The following is a 16,766-nucleotide window of genomic DNA, read 5'->3' as shown; positions in this document are numbered from 1 at the left end:
CGGTTTTGATGACGGGAGGCCCGGATGGCCGCTGTTGTTGATGCCCTGCGCGCGTTTTTCGCGCCGTCCACATTCGTTATCGATAACGAAAACCCGGGTGACGTCGTTGCCCGCGAAAACCTGCTCGATCGGGCGATGGGGCCGGAGCGGCGTCGCAAGTCGTCGGAAAAGCTGCGCAGCGGCCGCGTGCCTGCCGAAGGCCTCGCCTTCGTCGCCCGCGATCTCGATGGTCACGTGATCGGCACCGTTCGCCTGTGGAATGTCGAGGCCGGCGTCAGCCGCGAAGGCCACAGCATTCCAGCCCTGCTGCTCGGTCCGCTGGCAGTCGATCCCGCCCATGAAGGCAAGGGCATCGGCGGCATGCTGATGCGTGCAGCGATCGAAGAGGCCAAGAACCGCGGTCACGGCGCGATCCTGCTGGTCGGGGATGCCGCCTATTACGAGCGTTTCGGCTTCTTCGCCGCGCGCACGCAGCATTTGGTCATGCCCGGTCCGTTCGAGCGCAACCGTTTCCTGGCGCTTGAGCTTCGGGATGCCTGGCTCGAGGGCGCTGCCGGCCTCATCGTCGCCAATGGCCGCAAGTTGGCGCTGCCGCCGGTCAGGCGCGCGGCCTGATCTCTTTCCGTCTCCAACCCTGCGGGGGCGGATTTTTCGCTGCTCCCCCATCCGCCTCATGCGAGGGGTGGGGGAGCAGGTCATAAAAACCCGAGATCACGCCTCCGTGGCAGACGGTCGCGCGTCGTAGCAGACGAAGGCAAGCTTGTTGCCATCGGGATCGCGCACATAGGCGGCGTAGAAGCCGTCTCCGTATTGCGGGCGAAAGCCCGGTTCGCCCTCGACACTGCCGCCCTGTTCCATCGCCGTTGCAAACAGCCGGTCGATGATCGCAGCGCTTGGCACGAGGAACGCGGTCATGGCGCCATTGCCGATGCCGGCGGGATTTCCGTCGAAGGGATAGCCGGTGAAGAAACGCGGCGCGCGGTCATCATCCTTGCGTCCCCAGGACGCCACCTGCTCGTCGCACCAGCAGCGCTCCTGACCGATCAACGCCATCAGCGGATCGTAGAACCGTTCGGCGCGTTTGAGATCGGTCGTTCCGACCATCGTATATCCGATCATGTCTTCTCCCTTGTCTTGGCTGGCATCGCTCATACCTGGCTAAGGAAGGACCGTCCGCGCGGCGACAGCCGATAGCCGACCGTCAGGCTTTCCGTCAGCCCTAGTTCCTTCAGTTTGCGGATGCGTGGCTTGAGCTTGAGTTTATCCATGCCGACCTGTTCAGCGATCTCGGCGGCGGTAATCCCGTCGCGCGAAGCAATCAGGCGGAGTGTCGCTTCGGCCCAGATCTGACCGGCGGCCTCGTCAAAGCGGGCGAGCCTGGCGGCAATCTTGGCCCAGTCGGATTTCGCAAGCGTCGCGTCATCGCGCAAGGACAGACGCGGATCGTCGCCCGCGCGGTGGAAGGCGATGCGGTAAAGCGTGCCATCGGGCCTGCCGTCGAGTTCGGCGAGCAATGCCTCACGCGTCGGGAACCCGGCGCGACGTGCGTCCTCTATGCTGATGTCTTCGGCCTCGGTGGTCTCGATCGCGTCGATCGACAATATGCCGGCCGCTGTGCGCAGGCTGCCGCCGGCCTTGACTGTTGGCCTGGTCCAGCGCCGAAAGGCCAGTGTCACGTCGCCCTTGGCGATCTGGTAGAGAATGGCCTTGCGGAACAGCATGTCAGTTTGTGGCGCGGCGATAGAAAGCGAGGGAACCGGCAAGGGCAAGCAGGGCGCCGCCACAGATACGCTCGAGCCAGACGGCCCCGGAATGCTTGAGAAAACGAGCCGCCTGGGAGCCGAGTAGCGCGTAACCGAGCATCACGGCAAAATCGACAGCGGCGAAGACCAGGGCAAGTACTGCGTATTGCGGCGCCTGCGGCAAGGCGAGGTCAATGAACTGCGGCAGGAAGGCCGAGAAGAAGAGATAACCCTTCGGGTTGGTGACGGCGACCAGAAAGCTCTTCAGAAAAATCGCAGGCGTCGCGACGTCGGCGGCGCCTTTGTCGATGGCGACATCGAGCGTTCCCTTCGACCGCAACAGCATGACGCCGAGAAAGGCGAGATAGGCGGCGCCGAGCCATTTGACGACCGTAAACCAGAATTCCGAGGCAGCGAGTAGCGCGCCGAGACCCAGCGCCACCGCGCCGATCAGCACGAAATCCGAGAGAACGGCGCCGATCATGCCCACAAGCGCACGCTTGATGCCGTAGCGCGAACCGTTGGTCAGCGCCAACAGCACGGTCGGGCCCGGCGTGGCGATACCGATGAAAGCGACAAAGGCGAATGCGAGGATGGTTGTACCGCCCATGGGACACTCCGGTGTGCAGGGCGAATCTGTCTCACACCTTTGGCGTCGGAGCAACCGCCAGAATGCGTTCAGAAAGATCCACCGAGCGCGCGACGACGAGATCGACGCGATGGTCCTTCTCGGGATCGGTCTCGCGCTGGAGGGAGTGGGGGTAATCGACTTCGAGTTGAGGCTTCCTCTCCGGCCCGAGCAGCAGCGATGCCGTCAGCGCCTGCGTTTTGCGCGGTAGAGATAGGCGCAATAGGTGCTGCGTCTCGTCTTGAGACGATGAGCTGATGACCCCCAGACATGTTATCCGCTCTTTTTCTTCGTCGGCAAGGCAAAACGCCGGATTTGACAGTTCAGGTCGCTGGCCCTAATGGACGCGGAGGGCAAGGGCCCCTGCCGTCCGCGAGCGTCATGCTTTGGTGAAGCCCTTCTTTCAGACACGGTCAGCCGAAACGGCATGCGAACCGGTGGCAATGCGGGCTCCCATCTCTGATAATGCATGCCGCAGCAGGAGACCCTGTCATGATGCGCGGATCAAACACGCTACCATCGCTCGATGCCCTCAAGGACCAGGCGAAACGCCTGCGATCGCGGCTATCCTGCGAAGGCGAGAATATCAACCACTCCCGTTCCCTCGAACTGGTCGCCGCCCAATATGGCTACCGCGATTGGAACACGCTTCACGCTGCCGCCGGCAATCGGCCGCCGTTCAATCCCTGGATGCTCGGCTCGCGGGTGAAGGGCCTTTATCTCGGTCAGCCCTTCGAAGGCGAAATCCTTTCAGTGCAGGCGCTGACGGCCCAGCCGGGGCGCTACCGGTTGACGATGAAATTCGACGAGCCGGTCGATGTCGTTACCTTCGAGAGTTTCTCCGCGTTTCGCCAGCGGGTGACCGCGACGGTCGACGAGACCGGGCGCACGATCGAGAAGACGTCCAACGGCCGCCCACAGTTGGAGCTGGAATGGTGAGCGGCCCTTGCTGCTGCCGTGCGATCATCACGGTTGCGACTTGCCGGCTGTTGGCTTTTCAGCAGACTTCCCCGAAGCCAAGTGCTTCGGGGACTTAATCACCGTAGCTTTTCGCGCGACGATACCCCACTGATGCACCAATCCGTTCATCGCATCCGTTGGCATCATCATTAGTTGCGAATGAGTTGCATTTGCATTATCAATGTAGTTGCGAACGGTTCGCAATAAGGCGAGCCGATCAAATCGGGCCTTGTGGCATCGCCTCTGCAATCCGGAGCGGACACGTGGAGCCGTATCGGGCGAGGGGCGACTTCTATGGACAATTCGGTGAGGCAAGATCTGCTGAAACGGCGCAGCCTGCTGATGGGTGGGCTGGCGGCCGCCGGCGGCACCGCGATCTGCGCCGGCGCGGCGCCGGCGCAGATCGCGTCCCACGGTGGCGGCCACCAGATGGCCGCGCGGGCGTCCGAAGGCATGGCGGCACCGATGCCGGCGATGGGGCACGGCGCCATGATGACGGTCGGCGACGTCGATAACACCGCCAACGGTTTCGATCCGACCGACATGCTGACCGACTGGGACACCGGCACCGTCTCGGTACTGCCGGATGGGCGAACGCTCCGGACCTTCGAGATGGCTGCCGAGGATCGCGACATCGAAATCGCGCCGGGCATCACCTTTCCGGCCTGGACCTATAACGGCCGCGTGCCTGGCCCGGCGCTTCGGGCCAAGGAGGGCGAGCGCCTGCGCATCGTCTTTCGCAACTACGCCTCACACCCGCATTCGATCCACTTTCACGGCATTCACGCGGCGCGGATGGATGGCGTACCGGGGGCCGGCATGGTCGATCCCGGCGATGAGTTCGTCTATGAATTCGACGCCAAGCCTTTCGGCTGCCATCTCTATCATTGCCATGCGATGCCGCTGCGTCGGCATATCCACAAGGGCATGTACGGCGCCTTCGTCATCGACCCGGACCCGGAGCGCCATCCGGATCAGATCGACGTCGCCCGCTCGCGGCTCATCGGCACGCCGGAGAACGCCGGCTGGCAGGAACTGGTGATGGTGATGAACGCCTTCGACACCAACTTCGATGCCGAAAACGAATTTTACGCGGTCAACACCGTCGCCCATGCCTTCATGAAGCGGCCCATCCGGATCGTGAAAAGCAAGCCGGTGCGCATCTACCTCATCAATGTCATCGAGTTCGATCCGATCAATTCGTTCCATCTGCACGCGAACTTCTTCGATTATTACGACCAGGGAACGACGTTGACGCCGACGCTTAGAACTGTCGACCTCATCACCCAGTGCCAGGCACAGCGCGGCATTCTGGAGTTCACCTTCGCCGAGCATGAACCCGGCCTCTACATGTTCCATCCGCACCAGACCGAGTTTACCGAACTGGGTTGGGTCGGCATGTTCGACGTCGTGGAGGCGCTGGCATGAACGAAACCCTGCCGAGGGCCGCTATCCGTGCGGCGAAAACCAATCTGGTTTGGCTGGCGCTGCCGCTCATCGCGTTGGCCATCGCCGTCGCCTGGATCCTGTCGGCCGATCCGCTGTCGGGCTTTCGCAACGGCGCGCCGCCGGTGGAAAACCTGACCTTCGAACGAACCGTGCTCGACGACAGCGGCCTTCGCCTCTTTGTTCGCGCCGGTGGATCGGAGCCGATGACGGTGGCGCAGGTTCAGGTGGATGACGCCTACTGGCAATTCACCCAGGATCCGCCTGGTCCGATCGCGCGGGGCAAGGCGGCATGGCTGAGCCTGCCCTTCCCATGGATGCTGGGCGAGGCGCATGCGCTGAAGGTGGTGACCAACACTGGCGCCACCTTCGCCCACGACATTGCCGTTGCCGTGCCGACGCCGCAGGCGACGGCAGGTCAATTGCGACTGCAGGCGCTGGTTGGCATCATCGTCGGCATCGTGCCGGTCGCCGTCGGCCTGATGTTCTACCCGCTGCTGCGTGGCGTCGGCCAGGCGGGCATGGCGTTTCTATTGTCGCTGACGATCGGCCTGCTCGCCTTCCTGCTGATCGATGCAAGTGCGGAAGCCCTGGAACTGGCGTCGCAGGCCGCGGCAATTTTCCAGGGGCCGGTCATGGTGGTGCTTGCGGGGCTTGGCAGCTTCCTGTTGCTGATGGCGATCGGCCGGCGCGGCGGCGTGCCGACCGGGCTGGCGCTTTCCACCTATATCGCGCTTGGCATCGGGCTGCACAATCTCGGCGAGGGGCTGGCGATCGGTGCTGCCTTTGCCGCAGGATCGGCCGGGCTCGGTACCTTCCTGGTGCTCGGCTTCGCCCTGCACAATGTGACCGAAGGCATCGGCATCGCCGCGCCGATCCTGAAACAGCGGCCCTCGCTATGGGTCTTTGTCGGCCTGACGCTGCTTGCCGGCGGGCCGGCGGTGATCGGCATGTGGCTCGGCAGCCTGGCAACGTCGGCGCAATGGTCGGCGCTGGCGCTGGCGATCGGGGCCGGCGCGATCCTGCAGGTGATCGTCGAGGTCAGCGCTTACCTGATGCGCCAGAGCGGAAAGCGGATCGAGGTCCTCCTGACGCCGCCCGTCATGAGCGGGCTCGTTGCCGGCGTCGCCTTCATGTACGTGACCGCGGCAGTGGTGAAAATCTGATTGTTTGTGGATCGCTGTCATGAGCGATTTGGCAGCCCCTCATCCCGCTGCCGCGACCTTCTCCCCGCAGGCGGGGAGAAGGGACTCGTGGCGCGGTTTCGTCCGGCCAGATATTTCGGCATTCTTTGACAGAGCGTATGCCACGTCCCCTCGCCCCGCTTGCGGGGAGAGGGTTAGGGTGAGGGGCAACTGCGCTAACGCCGTCGAAGAGCGTCGAGCGAATGTTATCCGGCGATATCGACGATGCCGCAGTCGCCCTCGGCCGAGCCGAAAACGAGCTGGCGCCCGTCCTTGCTCCAGGCCATGGCGGTGACCGCACCCTTGCCGGGACGGCGCAACAGCACTTCCTTGCTGTCGGCGAAACGGGCGGCGAGGATCATGCCGTCCTGATAGCCGATGGCGACGATGTCTTCGGCCGGATGACAGGCGACGGAAGTCACCATGATGTCGGCGCGGGTGCCGAGTTCCAGCGGCGCCTTGCCCATCGGTCCGTCTTTGCCCTGGAAGGGCCAGACGATGGCGGCCGGCGCGCCCGAAGATGCGAGCCACTTGCCCTTCGCGGACCAGGAGAGCGACTTCACCTTGGCCGGGTAGCCGGTCATGCGCATGTGGCGTGCCTCGCCGCCGGGCTTTGCGTCGAGCTTCCAGCCGTGCAGGGCATTTTCCTGCATCGTGGTCACGAGGAAACGGCCGTCGGGCGAGAAGGTGACGCCGGTATGGGCGCCCTTCCAGTCGAGATCAATCGGCTGGCCCGCGGTCGCGACCCAGTGCATCGACACGCCGTTGTAGCGGGCGGCGGCAACACGCAAGCCCTTCGGCGCAAAGGCGACGCCCTCGACCGTGCGCTCCTCGGCAAATTCTTTCGTCGTGCCGTCGGCCAGCCGCACATGGGTGGTCTTGCCATAGGCATAGCCGACGGCGCCCTGCGGGCCGGCTGCGACTTGGGCGATCCACTTGCGCGGCGCTTCGGCAACCAGCGTCGCGGTGCCGTCGGCAGCCGTGCGCATCACCTTGCCGTCCTCGCCGCCGGTCAGAAGCGTTTCGTTCGCCTCGTCGAGAACCAGAGACAGCAGGCCCTCGTGGACTTCCGTCGTCTTGTGGCCGTGGTCGAGGCGGTGGATGGCGCCGGTGGCTTCGGCGAAGAAAGGTATGCCCTTGAGAAAGGCCACGCCAACGACGTGGCCTTCGAGATCGAGCGGAGCGACTGTCGGCATCAGATTGTCATGGTCCCCTGGTTCGGCATGCTGTTGGAGCATGATGCCGAAAAGGACCGACGCCATGCTCTCCTTAATTTGATCTTAGAGCCGCATCGCGGCTTCCGGAATCAGGCTGAAGCTTCGCAGGCCTTGAACGTGCGCTCCAGCTTTTCGCGGTCGAGGTCGCGGCCGATGAAGACCAGGCGGCTTTCGCGCTTTTCGCCTTCCTTCCAGGCACGCTGATGGTCGCCCTCGATGATCATGTGCACGCCCTGCACGACATAACGCTCGGCGTCGCCGGCAAAGGCGATGATGCCCTTCAGGCGCAGGATGTTCGGGCCGTCCGTCTGGGTGATCTTCTGGATCCAGGGGAAGAAGCGATCAGCGTTCATCTCGCCGCCGCGCAGCGAGATCGATTGCACCGTCACATCATGGATCGGCGAGGGGGCGTGGTCATGGTGGTGATGGTCGTGATCATGATGGTGGTGATGATCATGGTCATGATGATCGTGGTGATCGTGGCCGCAATCCGGGCCGCAGGTGTGATCGTGCTCGTGATCGTCCTGGTCGAGGAAATGCGGGTCGTTTTCCAGCGCTCTCTCAAGGTTGAACGCGCCCTGGTCGAGAACCTTGGTGAGGTCGATCTCGGAGCGCTGCGTTCTGTAGATGCGGGCCGACGGATTTATGACGCGAACCGTCGCCTCGATCCGCTCCAGCTCTTCCGGGCTGACGAGGTCGGTCTTGTTGAGGAGCACGACGTCGGCAAAGGCGATCTGGTCTTCGGCCTCGCGGCTGTCCTTCAGCCGGAGCGGCAGGTGCTTGGCGTCTACCAGCGCGACGACGGCATCAAGCTCGGTCTTGGCGCGCACATCGTCGTCCATGAAGAAGGTCTGGGCGACCGGAACCGGATCGGCAAGACCGGTGGTTTCCACGATGATCGCATCGAAGCGACCGGGCCGGCGCATCAGGCCTTCCACCACGCGGATCAGGTCGCCGCGCACGGTGCAGCAGACGCAGCCGTTGTTCATCTCGTAGATTTCCTCGTCGGATTCGACGATCAGGTCGTTGTCGATGCCGATCTCGCCGAATTCGTTGACGATGACGGCGTATTTGCGCCCGTGGTTCTCGCTGAGGATGCGGTTCAACAGCGTCGTCTTGCCGGCGCCGAGATATCCGGTGAGCACGGTGACGGGAATCGGCTTCTGCGGGGATGTTTCGGTCATGGGAACCTCTGGGATCTCGGGATGCGGGGAGCGGGCATCCATGTCGCGTTTCATATAGGAGATGCGGCGGCGATGCGCAAATGGCGAAGCCGATTTTGGCCACGCCATTGCCGCCTCCGGGACGGGCGAACCGGGCAGCGATAACGCTCCTTTCATCAAAATCAGGGAGAGTTCGCGTCCTACCGAAGGGGTGCATGCGTGAAGACGATTTCCATCAACGGCCGGTTCCTGACTCAGCCGCTCACCGGCGTGCAGCGCTTTGCCCGCGAGATCACCCGCGCGCTCGATGCCCGCATTGCCGCGGGCGACGTGCCGCCGGCGCTGAAGGATGTGCGCTGGCGGTTGCTGGCTCCAGCGTCCGCGCCGGATGATCTGCCACTGTCGGCGATATCGATCGAGCGTTTCGGCTCAGGCCCGGGCCATCTCTGGGAGCAGGGGCCGCTCTATTGGCGGACGCGGCGCGATACGCTGGTCGGCCTCGGGGGCAGCGGACCGGTGCTGCATTCCGACCAAGTGGTGGTGATCCACGACGTCACGCTCTTCCGTCATCCGGCTTCCTTCGGGCGCGGCTACCGGCTGTTCCACGGCGCGCTCGGCTACATCCTGACGCGTCGCGCGAAGATCGGCACCGTTTCCTATTTTTCGCGCGGTGAACTGGCGGATGTCTTTCGCGTTCCAGCATCGGGTATTGACGTGATCTACAACGCCACAGATCACTTTTCCGACCTTCAGCCGGACCGGGAGATCGTTGCGAAGCTGGGGCTTGCCGAGACCCCCTTCTTCCTTCTCGTCGGCACACTGAAGCCCAACAAGAACGTCGAGTTTGCGGTGCGTGCCTTCGAAGCCCTGGGTGCTACCGGCAGCAAGCTCGTGGTCGTCGGCGGTACGGATCCCAGCGTTTTTCGCGACATCGCCCCGACGTCGCGGGGCAACCTGATCTTTCCCGGGCGGCTGACGGACGCCGAGATCGCCGGGCTGCAGCGCCACGCCACCGCCTTCCTGTTCCCGAGCCTCTATGAAGGGTTCGGTATCCCGCCGCTCGAGGCGATGACACAAGGGTGCCCGGTGCTGGCCGCTGACATACCCCCGGTCAGGGAAGCCTGCGGCGAGGCGGCTCTCTATTTCGATCCGGCGAAGGCGGAAACCCTCGTCGAGGTTATGCGGAAGATATCCGCCGATGATGCGCTTCGGCGACAGCTGGGGCGTTCGGGGCATGAAAATGCAATGCGGTTCTCATGGAACGCAAGCGCGGTCATTCTGCTCAACCTGCTGGTCGCAGGGCAGGGCTGACTAGCTTGCTTATTCGGAACTGAACGCGCGATTAGAGTTCGAGTGTGCGCAGCGGATCTATCCTGCCGCGTAGGAGATCTACGAGGGCGATAAGGTTTCCCTTAAGGCGGCCCCGTCTGTCGACAAGCCCCTGAGATTTCAGACTGCCGACGATGTTTGCGGCGATGTTGGAGCTCAAAAGCTTCAATGCCCAGCCCAGACCGACCGTGCCTTTGCGGAAAAGGTAGAGCGGGTTTGCCACCTGTGAGTAACCGAAGCGCAAACCCGAAGTACGTCCCCGTTTGTTGCCGAGATGGACGCCGCGCAGGGTGGCGCTGCGCACAATGCGGCCGTGGCGGGCGAGGCGGCGGCAGAAGTCGACATCCTCCTGCCAGCCGTAAAGCGGCAGGTTTTCGTCGAAGCGGGTGGCGTCGGCTTCAATGGCCGACACGCGAAAAACCATATTGCAGCCATAGGCGTTGTAAACGGGTTCGAGGGTGGCCTGTCTGCCCGTTGCCCGATCGCGCGCAAGGATTTCCAACCCTTCCTTGACCGGGATGCCCGGGCCATGAATGCCATCGGCCAGCACCAGGCCGGTCGCCACGGCAATGTCGGCCCTCTTCTCGAAGAGGGTTTCGACTTCAGCCAGAAAATCGCACTGGGGCAGGAAATCATCGTCGAAAAACACGATGATATCGGCGGTCCCCGTGTGGTCGAGGATGGCGTTGCGCTGCGCACAGGAGCCCTTGCTGCCCGTGACCAGGGTGATCTCCGATGCGAGCGTGCTGACAAAGTCGAGATCGACGTCCTGCGGCGACGAGGGGCAGACGAGGATCGCGTCCGCCTGGCGATCCTGCCGGCTCAGGTGCAGCAGTGTTTCGGACAGCACTTCGCGGCGACCCGCCGTGGCTATTCCGACAATGATCTTCATGGTGTTCTTCGCCTCTCGGTTTGCCCAGATCTAAACCGAAAGAGGTTCAGTTTTCCTTATCGCGCCCGGTTCACTATCGCGCCCGAGATCACGCGGCGGTTGACGCGCGCATGCCGAGCCGCAGGCGATTGAGCGCCAAGAGGCAGCAGACCCCACCAATGACAATCCCGGCGGCAGTAGCGACGGTGGCGGACCGGTAAGACAGCACGAAGGCGACAATGGTGACTCCAAGGCCGGCAGCGGCGAGGAGAACCGGCGACCAGGTGAAGTCGAAGGGCAAGGTCGCCATCAGGCGCAGGCCGATCAAGGATGCGAATATGGCGCCGAGCGCGCCGCCTGCCATCAGTGTGGCGGCGCTTGGCGCCAAAAGGAACGCGCTGGCAAGCGCGAAGAGATTGAGAAGCGCGCAGTCGATGGCCGCGAGCGCGAAGATCGCGGTCAGGCGCTGCTTCAAGTGCAGCGGTGTCGGCAGCATGATCTGGGTCAGAACGCGCGCGAGCGAAAGGATAATGACGAACGGGGCCGTCGCGAGGAAGCCGGCCTGCAGGTCAGGGCTGATGACCAGCCATGTCGCCGGCACCAGAACGGCGAAGATGCCTGCCGCCATCATCAGCGCGAAGCTGGTGAGCAGCGCGTAGTATTGTCCGAGCTCACGGCGAAGCGCCAGGGTATCGCCGCCCTTGTCGTGAGCAGCGACGATTTCGGGATACTGGATCGCCTGGAGGGCGGAGACGATCAGCACGAACGGGCGCTGCAGCAGATCGAGCGCCAGCAGCGCACCGGCAGCGCCGCCGGGGCCGAGGACCGAGGTGAATATCGCCTTCAGCGCAAGCGGTGCAAACATCGAGGCGCTGGCGGCACCCGCCGAAACGCTGCCATAGACGAGGTGCTTTCGCACGCGCGCCATGTCGAGCGAGGCGGAAGACCGCGGGCCTGATCTGCGCGAAAGTAGGGTTGCGAGCAGAGCGTAGAGAGCATAACCGCCAAGCAGGCCGGTGACCGTCGACAGGAAGGTTGGCGATACGAGCGCGCCGATCAACGTTCCCGCCGCCAGGATGGTGGCGCGAGATCCCTGGAGTACCGAGAAGGCGCGAAAATCCTGGCGGAAGCGCAGCATGGTCAGGTGCAGGTCGCTGCCGCCTTGCGCAACGGCAACGAGGCCGCCGACCAGCGCCACCAGCGGCGAGACGCCGAAGGCGAGCGACGCGGCCGCAGCGACAAGGCAGAAAAGCGCGCAGGCCGCTGCCTCCGCAACGATCGTTCGCCGCTCCGCCGCTTCGATTTCCGCCGTCTGGCCGGGATAGAAGCGCATGCAGGAGAAACGCACCCATTCGAAAGCGGCGATCGCGCCGAATTGGCTGAGCGAGATGAACAGCGAATAGGCGGCATAGTCGACTGGGGCCAGCCAGTGGGCGACGACGATCAGCAGGCCGAAGGCGATCAGGGCCTGGTAGAAATAGGCGCCGAGCGCGATGATCTTCGCCATGGGGTTCCGGCCTAGCGCCGCCTGTCGTCGTTTGCTGCTGTCCATGCTGATAGCGCAAAAGCACAAACAAAGTGTTTTGTCGGCGCGCCCTGCCGGTCCTTCAGGCGAATTCGGTCATGTCGAAGTCGGCGACATCGGTCAAAAGCTCGATCACGCCCGTAACCGCGTGGGCCAGCAACTGTTCGCCGCGCGCCGCGGTTGCCACCGAGGCATTGCCGGCAACACCGTCACGGTTGAGGTCGGACATCTTCCAGCCGAAGGCATGCGGGCCATAGGCGCGCAAATGCCGGAAGCGTCCGGCGTAGTCGCTCTGGCGCGAGGGGAAGGCGCGGGCTTTCGCCATCTCGACCTTTTCGGGATGGAGCGCCAGCATCACCGACGTCTCGATCTCGCCGCCGTGAATGTCGATCGCCTTGTCTTCGGGCGCGATCCAGCCATCTGGCTGGCCGAAACGGGTCCAGCTGGTCGCCACCGCCAGCATGCCGAAACGCACTCGCGCCTCAGTCGCAACGATCGTCATCAGCGGCGAATTGCCGCCATGGGCGTTCAGCATCACGAATTTGCTGAGGCCGAGACCGTGCAGGTTTTCGGCGATCCCAAGCCAGCGACGCACGGCTTCGTCGTAGCCGAGCGACCGGCTGCCGGCCACATCCATATGCTCGATCGAATAGCCGACGGGTTCGGTCGGCAGGAAAGTAACGGGCAAGTTCGCGGGCAGGGCGGCGATGCAGCGTTCGACAATACCCTCGGCAATCAGCGTGTCCGTATCGAAGGGCAGATGCGGTCCATGCTGCTCATGGGCGCCGAGCGGCAGCACGGCGATCCAGTCGCGGCGGGCCTGTTGCGGAAGATCGGTCGGATTGTCCTGCCATCGGGCTTGGGGCATCGACATCTCTCTTCGATCCTTCACGTCAATTGTCGTAAAAATGTTATTTGAGTCATACAGTTCGTAATCGCAAGCTGTATTGCTATAAATGTCTGAGGCGGGATTCGGCAGGAGGTCCAATGGGCAAGAAGAACAAGGCCGAAAAGAAGGGCAAGAACGGCAAGAAGAAGGACGATCTTCTCGCCGAACCGCACGATCTTGCCTCGATCCTTGTCCAGGCGGCGCGTTCGATGCGCACGGTGATGTCGCGCAATCTGCTCGAAAGCGGTCTCTATGCCGGCCAGGACGGTGTGATGCTGGCGCTTGCCGAAATGGACGGGCTGACGGCGGGCGGGCTTGCCGCCAAGCTCGGCGTCAAGGCGCCGACGATGACGCGCACGATCGGTCGCATGGAAGCGCAAGGTTTCCTCGAGCGGCGCCCTGATGATGACGATGCGCGGCTGACCAAGGTCTATCTCACCGAACCGGGGCGCAACCGGCTGCAGACGATCGCCGAGGCCGGCCAGCATTCGGAAAACCTTGCGACGCGCGGACTGACCGACAAGCAGGTGCGCACGCTGATGAAGCTTTTGCGGGCTGTCGACAGCAACCTGCAGGCGGCACGCGCAGCCGACTGAGCCTTGTTTCGCGGCATATTGCGGCGGCGATTTAAACAGTTTAAATAGGATTTAAATTTGAGGGTAGGCAACTAGGCTTAAACAGGGGGCATCGTGGCGCAAAAAGTCAAGCTTTCGACGATCGCGGAAACACTCGGTCTTTCGACGGCAACAGTATCCCTGGCATTGCGTGACAGCCCATTGGTGGCGACCCTCACACGCGATAAGATCAAGGAGCAGGCCCGCGCACTCGGTTATATCTATAACCGCCGCGCTGCCAGCCTCAGAACCTCCCGGTCCGGCATCATCGGCGTCGTCGTGCACGACATCATGAACCCGTTCTACGGGGAAATCCTGAAGGCGATCGAAGCGGAGCTCGACCGCGACAAGCAGACCTTCATCCTCTCCAACCATTACGATTCGGTCGACAAGCAGCGCGATTTTATCGAAACGCTGCTGCAGCTCGGCGGCGACGGCGTCATCATGTCGCCGGCGATCGGCACGCCGCCGGAAGATATCCAGCTTGCCGAGGACAACGGCATGCCGGCGATCCTGATCGCCCGTTCGATTGAGGGGCTCGACGTGCCGATCTTCCGCGGCGACGACGCCTATGGCATCTCGCTGGCGACCAACCATCTGATCGGCCTTGGCCATCGCTGCATCGCCATGGTCGGCGGCACCGACCAGACCTCGACCGGTCGCGACCGCTATCAGGGTTATGTCAACGCGCTGCGCAAGGCCAACATCGAGGTCGATCCGGAATTGCGCATTCCCGGCCCGCGCTCCAAGCAGGGCGGCTTCGAGGCGGCTGTGCATCTGCTGTCGCTGCCGCAGAAGCCGACCGCAGTCGTCTGCTGGAACGATCTGGTGGCGATCGGCATGATGAACGGCATCGCGCGTGCGGGCCTTGTTCCAGGCGTCGATATCTCCGTCACCGGCTATGACGACCTCGAGGAGGCCTCGATCGCGACACCGGCGCTGACCACCGTCTGGAACGGCCAGGCCGATGTCGGCCGCAGTGCGGCACGCGCACTTCTCGACAAGCTTTCCGGCAGCCACGAACCCGACGGCATCCACCTGATCAAGCCGGAAATGCGCATCCGCCAGTCGACAGGCCCGTTGCGCGTCACCGCCTGAAGAAATCCCTAATGCATGTCGCGCAAAAGTGTGCAGCGGTTTTGCGAAGGCGACATGCACAAAAGCAAGAACCTAAAGTGCGGCAAGCGAATCCTGGAGATCGCGACGCGCTTTAATACCAGGAGTGCCCATGTCCGCGAGCCTTCCCCGCATCCTCGTGCCCGGAAAAATCAACGAACAGGTGCTGCTGCGGTTGCCCGAGATGTTCGAGATCGTGCGGCTGGACCGTGCGGACCCTGACCTTGTGACGGCAGACATGGCCGATATCAGGGGTATCGCCGTCTCTGGCCGCGTTCCCGCCGGTCTGATGGATGCGCTGCCCGGTCTTGAGATCGTTGCCAATTTCGGTGTCGGTTATGACGGGGTCGACGTGAAACATGCCGCCTCCAAGGGCATCGTCGTCACCAACACGCCTGACGTTCTGAGCGAAGAGGTCGCCGATACCGCCATCGGCCTGCTCATCAACACGCTGCGCCTGCTGCCGCAGGCGGAACAGTGGCTGCGCCAGGGGCGTTGGGTGCGGGATGGCGCCTTTGCGCTTTCGCCCTTGTCATTGCGGGGTCGCACGGTCGGGCTTTACGGCCTCGGACGCATCGGGCTTGCCATTGCCAAGCGGCTCGAAGCCTTCGGCGTCTCGGTCGCCTACCATACGCGCAGCCCACGCGATGGGCTTGCCTATGCCTATCACCCGACGCTCGAACGGCTTGCCGCCGCCGTCGATACGCTTGTTGTCATTGTTCCGGGAACGGAGGCGACACGAAAGACGGTCAACGCCGCGGTGCTTTCGGCACTGGGAAGCAATGGCGTCCTGATCAATGTCGGGCGCGGCTCGACGGTTGACGAGGCAGTGCTGGTCTCAGCACTTCAGGCCGGTGTGATTGCGGGGGCGGGGCTCGACGTTTTCGACAACGAACCGCATGTGCCCGATGCGCTGCTGGGGTTGCCGAATGTTTCGCTGTTGCCGCATGTGGCGTCGGCTTCGGTTGTTACCCGCAACGCCATGGCGGATCTGGTGGTCGATAACCTCATGGCCTGGTTTTCGACCGGCAAGGCACTGACGCCAGTGCCGGAAACGCCGTTCACGCGCCGAGCCGGTTAAAGCGTTGCCGGTTCAGACGGAGGTGCAGAAACGCTCCATCTCTTTGTTTTTGCGCATTTGCTGATGGAAAACCGCTTCGCACTTTTCCTGGAAATGCCCTAGGCGGCCATGCGCCGCGCCGCGTAGGCGCGCACGGCATCGCCGAAAGCCCTGAACAGGCTCGCCGACGGTGCGTCCGTCCGCACCCAGTATTCCGGATGCCATTGCACGCCGACGGCGAACGCCTTGGCGCCAATCACCGAGACCGCCTCGATGGTGCCATCGTCGGCAACGGCTTCGACGGCGAGGCGCGGCGCCGTTGCGCCGATGGCCTGGCGATGCAGGGAATTGACGCGAACGCGACCGGCACCCAGCACCGGCGCAAGACAGCTGCCTTCCTTGACGATCACGTCCTGGCGGATGCCGTAGGCGACATCCAGCTCGGAAACGTCGGGCTTGCGGTGATCCCAGACACCCGGCTGCTCCTGGATTTCGCTTGCGAGCGTGCCACCGAGGGCAACGTTGAGCTCCTGGATGCCGCGGCAGATGGCAAACAGCGGAACGCCGCGCTCGAGCGCGCGCCGGATCAACGGCAGGCTGGTGGCATCGCGGCCAGGATCGAAGGGGCCGTCGGTGTCCTTGGCCTCGCGGCCGTAGAGCGAGGGATGAACGTTGGATCGGGCGCCGCTTGCCAGCACGCCGTCGACGCGATCGAGGATCTCGTCGATATCGTTGCCGGTCTCAAGCGCCGGAATGAGGAAGGGCATGACGCCGGCGCCTTCGACGGCGGCACGGACATACTGGTTGGCAACGACATGCCAAACATTGCCGTCGAATTCGCGGAAATCGCAGGGGATGGCAACGACAGGTTTCGACATCATCAGGCTCCGTATCTCGCTTTGCAAAGCCTTGCCGCCAGATGTGGCTGAAAGTCAACTGCGAAGCGCGCAGATGTGATGGTGATACCGGCCGCAACTAGGCTCGTATGTGCATGGCAGGAATTGATGCGTTTTCTTCAGCTT

18 protein-coding genes are annotated in these 16,766 nt (G+C 63.3%); 8 read left to right on the top strand and 10 right to left on the bottom strand.

Going from position 1 to position 16,766, the window contains the following annotated elements; translation table 11 throughout:
* Positions 1-24: 24 nt before the first annotated feature.
* Positions 25-615 carry a GNAT family N-acetyltransferase gene (locus tag J3R84_RS15510; RefSeq protein WP_025424884.1) on the top strand — a complete coding sequence of 197 codons (591 nt, stop codon included), beginning with the start codon at positions 25-27 and terminating at the stop codon, positions 613-615.
* A gap of 96 nt (positions 616-711) precedes the next feature.
* Here J3R84_RS15510 and J3R84_RS15505 read toward each other — a convergent pair whose 3' ends face one another.
* The 4 genes from J3R84_RS15505 to J3R84_RS15490 are packed head-to-tail and all read right to left on the bottom strand — an operon-like array spanning position 712 to position 2,593.
* On the bottom strand, positions 712-1,119 hold the full coding sequence (locus J3R84_RS15505; RefSeq protein WP_025424883.1) for a VOC family protein: 408 nt from the start codon (positions 1,117-1,119) through the stop codon (positions 712-714).
* Between the two features lie 29 nt (positions 1,120-1,148).
* Positions 1,149-1,721, bottom strand: a complete 573-nt coding sequence (locus J3R84_RS15500; RefSeq protein WP_025424882.1) for a hypothetical protein — start codon at positions 1,719-1,721, stop codon at positions 1,149-1,151.
* A gap of 1 nt (position 1,722) precedes the next feature.
* Complete coding sequence (locus J3R84_RS15495; RefSeq protein ID WP_025424881.1) at positions 1,723-2,352, bottom strand: LysE family translocator; 630 nt, start codon at positions 2,350-2,352, stop codon at positions 1,723-1,725.
* Positions 2,353-2,383: 31 nt separating this feature from the next.
* Positions 2,384-2,593, bottom strand: a complete 210-nt coding sequence (locus tag J3R84_RS15490) for a hypothetical protein (RefSeq protein ID WP_038575712.1) — start codon at positions 2,591-2,593, stop codon at positions 2,384-2,386.
* Between the two features lie 272 nt (positions 2,594-2,865).
* Between J3R84_RS15490 and J3R84_RS15485 the strand changes: the two genes are divergently transcribed.
* The 3 genes from J3R84_RS15485 to J3R84_RS15475 all read left to right on the top strand — a co-directional run bounded on the left by J3R84_RS15485 (position 2,866) and on the right by J3R84_RS15475 (position 5,942).
* Complete coding sequence (locus J3R84_RS15485) at positions 2,866-3,309, top strand: glyoxalase superfamily protein (protein ID WP_057207659.1); 444 nt, start codon at positions 2,866-2,868, stop codon at positions 3,307-3,309.
* A 363-nt stretch (positions 3,310-3,672) separates the two neighbouring features.
* Positions 3,673-4,758, top strand: a complete 1,086-nt coding sequence (locus J3R84_RS15480) for a multicopper oxidase domain-containing protein (protein ID WP_171520449.1) — start codon at positions 3,673-3,675, stop codon at positions 4,756-4,758.
* Positions 4,755-5,942 carry a ZIP family metal transporter gene (locus J3R84_RS15475; protein WP_203528337.1) on the top strand — a complete coding sequence of 396 codons (1,188 nt, stop codon included), beginning with the start codon at positions 4,755-4,757 and terminating at the stop codon, positions 5,940-5,942. The genes J3R84_RS15480 and J3R84_RS15475 overlap by 4 nt, the downstream gene beginning before the upstream one ends.
* Before the next feature lie 224 nt (positions 5,943-6,166).
* Here the strand turns inward: J3R84_RS15475 and J3R84_RS15470 are convergent, their stop codons facing one another.
* The gene (locus tag J3R84_RS15470; protein ID WP_025424876.1) at positions 6,167-7,156 is read right to left on the bottom strand and encodes a WD40 repeat domain-containing protein; all 990 of its coding nucleotides are present in this window, start codon (positions 7,154-7,156) and stop codon (positions 6,167-6,169) included.
* A gap of 110 nt (positions 7,157-7,266) precedes the next feature.
* Positions 7,267-8,361 (bottom strand): CobW family GTP-binding protein, encoded by a 1,095-nt coding sequence (locus J3R84_RS15465; protein WP_025424875.1) that lies wholly within the window; start codon positions 8,359-8,361, stop codon positions 7,267-7,269.
* A 198-nt stretch (positions 8,362-8,559) separates the two neighbouring features.
* Between J3R84_RS15465 and J3R84_RS15460 the strand changes: the two genes are divergently transcribed.
* Entirely contained in the window at positions 8,560-9,651 is a 1,092-nt protein-coding gene (locus J3R84_RS15460; protein WP_025424874.1) for a glycosyltransferase family 4 protein, read from the top strand.
* A 31-nt stretch (positions 9,652-9,682) separates the two neighbouring features.
* On the opposite strand, the gene J3R84_RS15455 is transcribed toward J3R84_RS15460, so the two are convergent.
* From J3R84_RS15455 to J3R84_RS15445, 3 genes are all read right to left on the bottom strand, one after another.
* Positions 9,683-10,561 (bottom strand): glycosyltransferase family 2 protein, encoded by an 879-nt coding sequence (locus tag J3R84_RS15455; RefSeq protein WP_025424873.1) that lies wholly within the window; start codon positions 10,559-10,561, stop codon positions 9,683-9,685.
* Between the two features lie 88 nt (positions 10,562-10,649).
* Positions 10,650-12,047, bottom strand: a complete 1,398-nt coding sequence (locus J3R84_RS15450; RefSeq protein ID WP_025424872.1) for a hypothetical protein — start codon at positions 12,045-12,047, stop codon at positions 10,650-10,652.
* 100 nt (positions 12,048-12,147) lie between these two features.
* A complete protein-coding gene (locus J3R84_RS15445) occupies positions 12,148-12,939 on the bottom strand; it encodes a creatininase family protein (protein WP_025424871.1) in 792 nt (263 codons plus the stop codon).
* Positions 12,940-13,052: 113 nt separating this feature from the next.
* Here J3R84_RS15445 and J3R84_RS15440 point away from each other — a divergent pair, with 113 nt between their 5' ends.
* The 3 genes from J3R84_RS15440 (at position 13,053) to J3R84_RS15430 (ending at position 15,765) form a co-directional block, all read left to right on the top strand.
* Positions 13,053-13,550: a MarR family winged helix-turn-helix transcriptional regulator gene (locus tag J3R84_RS15440; protein WP_025424870.1), complete on the top strand. Its 498-nt coding sequence runs from the start codon at positions 13,053-13,055 to the stop codon at positions 13,548-13,550.
* Positions 13,551-13,643: 93 nt separating this feature from the next.
* The gene (locus J3R84_RS15435; protein WP_025424869.1) at positions 13,644-14,666 is read left to right on the top strand and encodes a LacI family DNA-binding transcriptional regulator; all 1,023 of its coding nucleotides are present in this window, start codon (positions 13,644-13,646) and stop codon (positions 14,664-14,666) included.
* A gap of 130 nt (positions 14,667-14,796) precedes the next feature.
* On the top strand, positions 14,797-15,765 hold the full coding sequence (locus J3R84_RS15430) for a 2-hydroxyacid dehydrogenase (RefSeq protein ID WP_025424868.1): 969 nt from the start codon (positions 14,797-14,799) through the stop codon (positions 15,763-15,765).
* Between the two features lie 98 nt (positions 15,766-15,863).
* Here J3R84_RS15430 and J3R84_RS15425 read toward each other — a convergent pair whose 3' ends face one another.
* Complete coding sequence (locus J3R84_RS15425) at positions 15,864-16,622, bottom strand: gamma-glutamyl-gamma-aminobutyrate hydrolase family protein (RefSeq protein WP_025424867.1); 759 nt, start codon at positions 16,620-16,622, stop codon at positions 15,864-15,866.
* Between the last annotated feature and the right edge of the window lie 144 nt (positions 16,623-16,766).

The organism is Ensifer canadensis (assembly GCF_017488845.2).
GTDB lineage: Bacteria > Pseudomonadota > Alphaproteobacteria > Rhizobiales > Rhizobiaceae > Ensifer > Ensifer canadensis.
This window is presented reverse-complemented; position numbering and strand designations above follow the sequence as displayed.

Coding starts and splice junctions, on each gene's coding strand:
- J3R84_RS15510 (WP_025424884.1), top strand. CDS start 25: ATGGCCGCTGTTGTTGATGCCCTGCGCGCGTTTTTCGCGCCGTCCACA.
- J3R84_RS15500 (WP_025424882.1), bottom strand. CDS start 1,721: ATGCTGTTCCGCAAGGCCATTCTCTACCAGATCGCCAAGGGCGACGTG.
- J3R84_RS15450 (WP_025424872.1), bottom strand. CDS start 12,047: ATGGCGAAGATCATCGCGCTCGGCGCCTATTTCTACCAGGCCCTGATC.
- J3R84_RS15440 (WP_025424870.1), top strand. CDS start 13,053: ATGGGCAAGAAGAACAAGGCCGAAAAGAAGGGCAAGAACGGCAAGAAG.
- J3R84_RS15445 (WP_025424871.1), bottom strand. CDS start 12,939: ATGTCGATGCCCCAAGCCCGATGGCAGGACAATCCGACCGATCTTCCG.
- J3R84_RS15495 (WP_025424881.1), bottom strand. CDS start 2,352: ATGGGCGGTACAACCATCCTCGCATTCGCCTTTGTCGCTTTCATCGGT.
- J3R84_RS15465 (WP_025424875.1), bottom strand. CDS start 8,361: ATGACCGAAACATCCCCGCAGAAGCCGATTCCCGTCACCGTGCTCACC.
- J3R84_RS15430 (WP_025424868.1), top strand. CDS start 14,797: ATGTCCGCGAGCCTTCCCCGCATCCTCGTGCCCGGAAAAATCAACGAA.
- J3R84_RS15480 (WP_171520449.1), top strand. CDS start 3,673: ATGGGTGGGCTGGCGGCCGCCGGCGGCACCGCGATCTGCGCCGGCGCG.
- J3R84_RS15470 (WP_025424876.1), bottom strand. CDS start 7,156: ATGCCGACAGTCGCTCCGCTCGATCTCGAAGGCCACGTCGTTGGCGTG.
- J3R84_RS15455 (WP_025424873.1), bottom strand. CDS start 10,561: ATGAAGATCATTGTCGGAATAGCCACGGCGGGTCGCCGCGAAGTGCTG.
- J3R84_RS15475 (WP_203528337.1), top strand. CDS start 4,755: ATGAACGAAACCCTGCCGAGGGCCGCTATCCGTGCGGCGAAAACCAAT.
- J3R84_RS15425 (WP_025424867.1), bottom strand. CDS start 16,622: ATGTCGAAACCTGTCGTTGCCATCCCCTGCGATTTCCGCGAATTCGAC.
- J3R84_RS15505 (WP_025424883.1), bottom strand. CDS start 1,119: ATGATCGGATATACGATGGTCGGAACGACCGATCTCAAACGCGCCGAA.
- J3R84_RS15485 (WP_057207659.1), top strand. CDS start 2,866: ATGCGCGGATCAAACACGCTACCATCGCTCGATGCCCTCAAGGACCAG.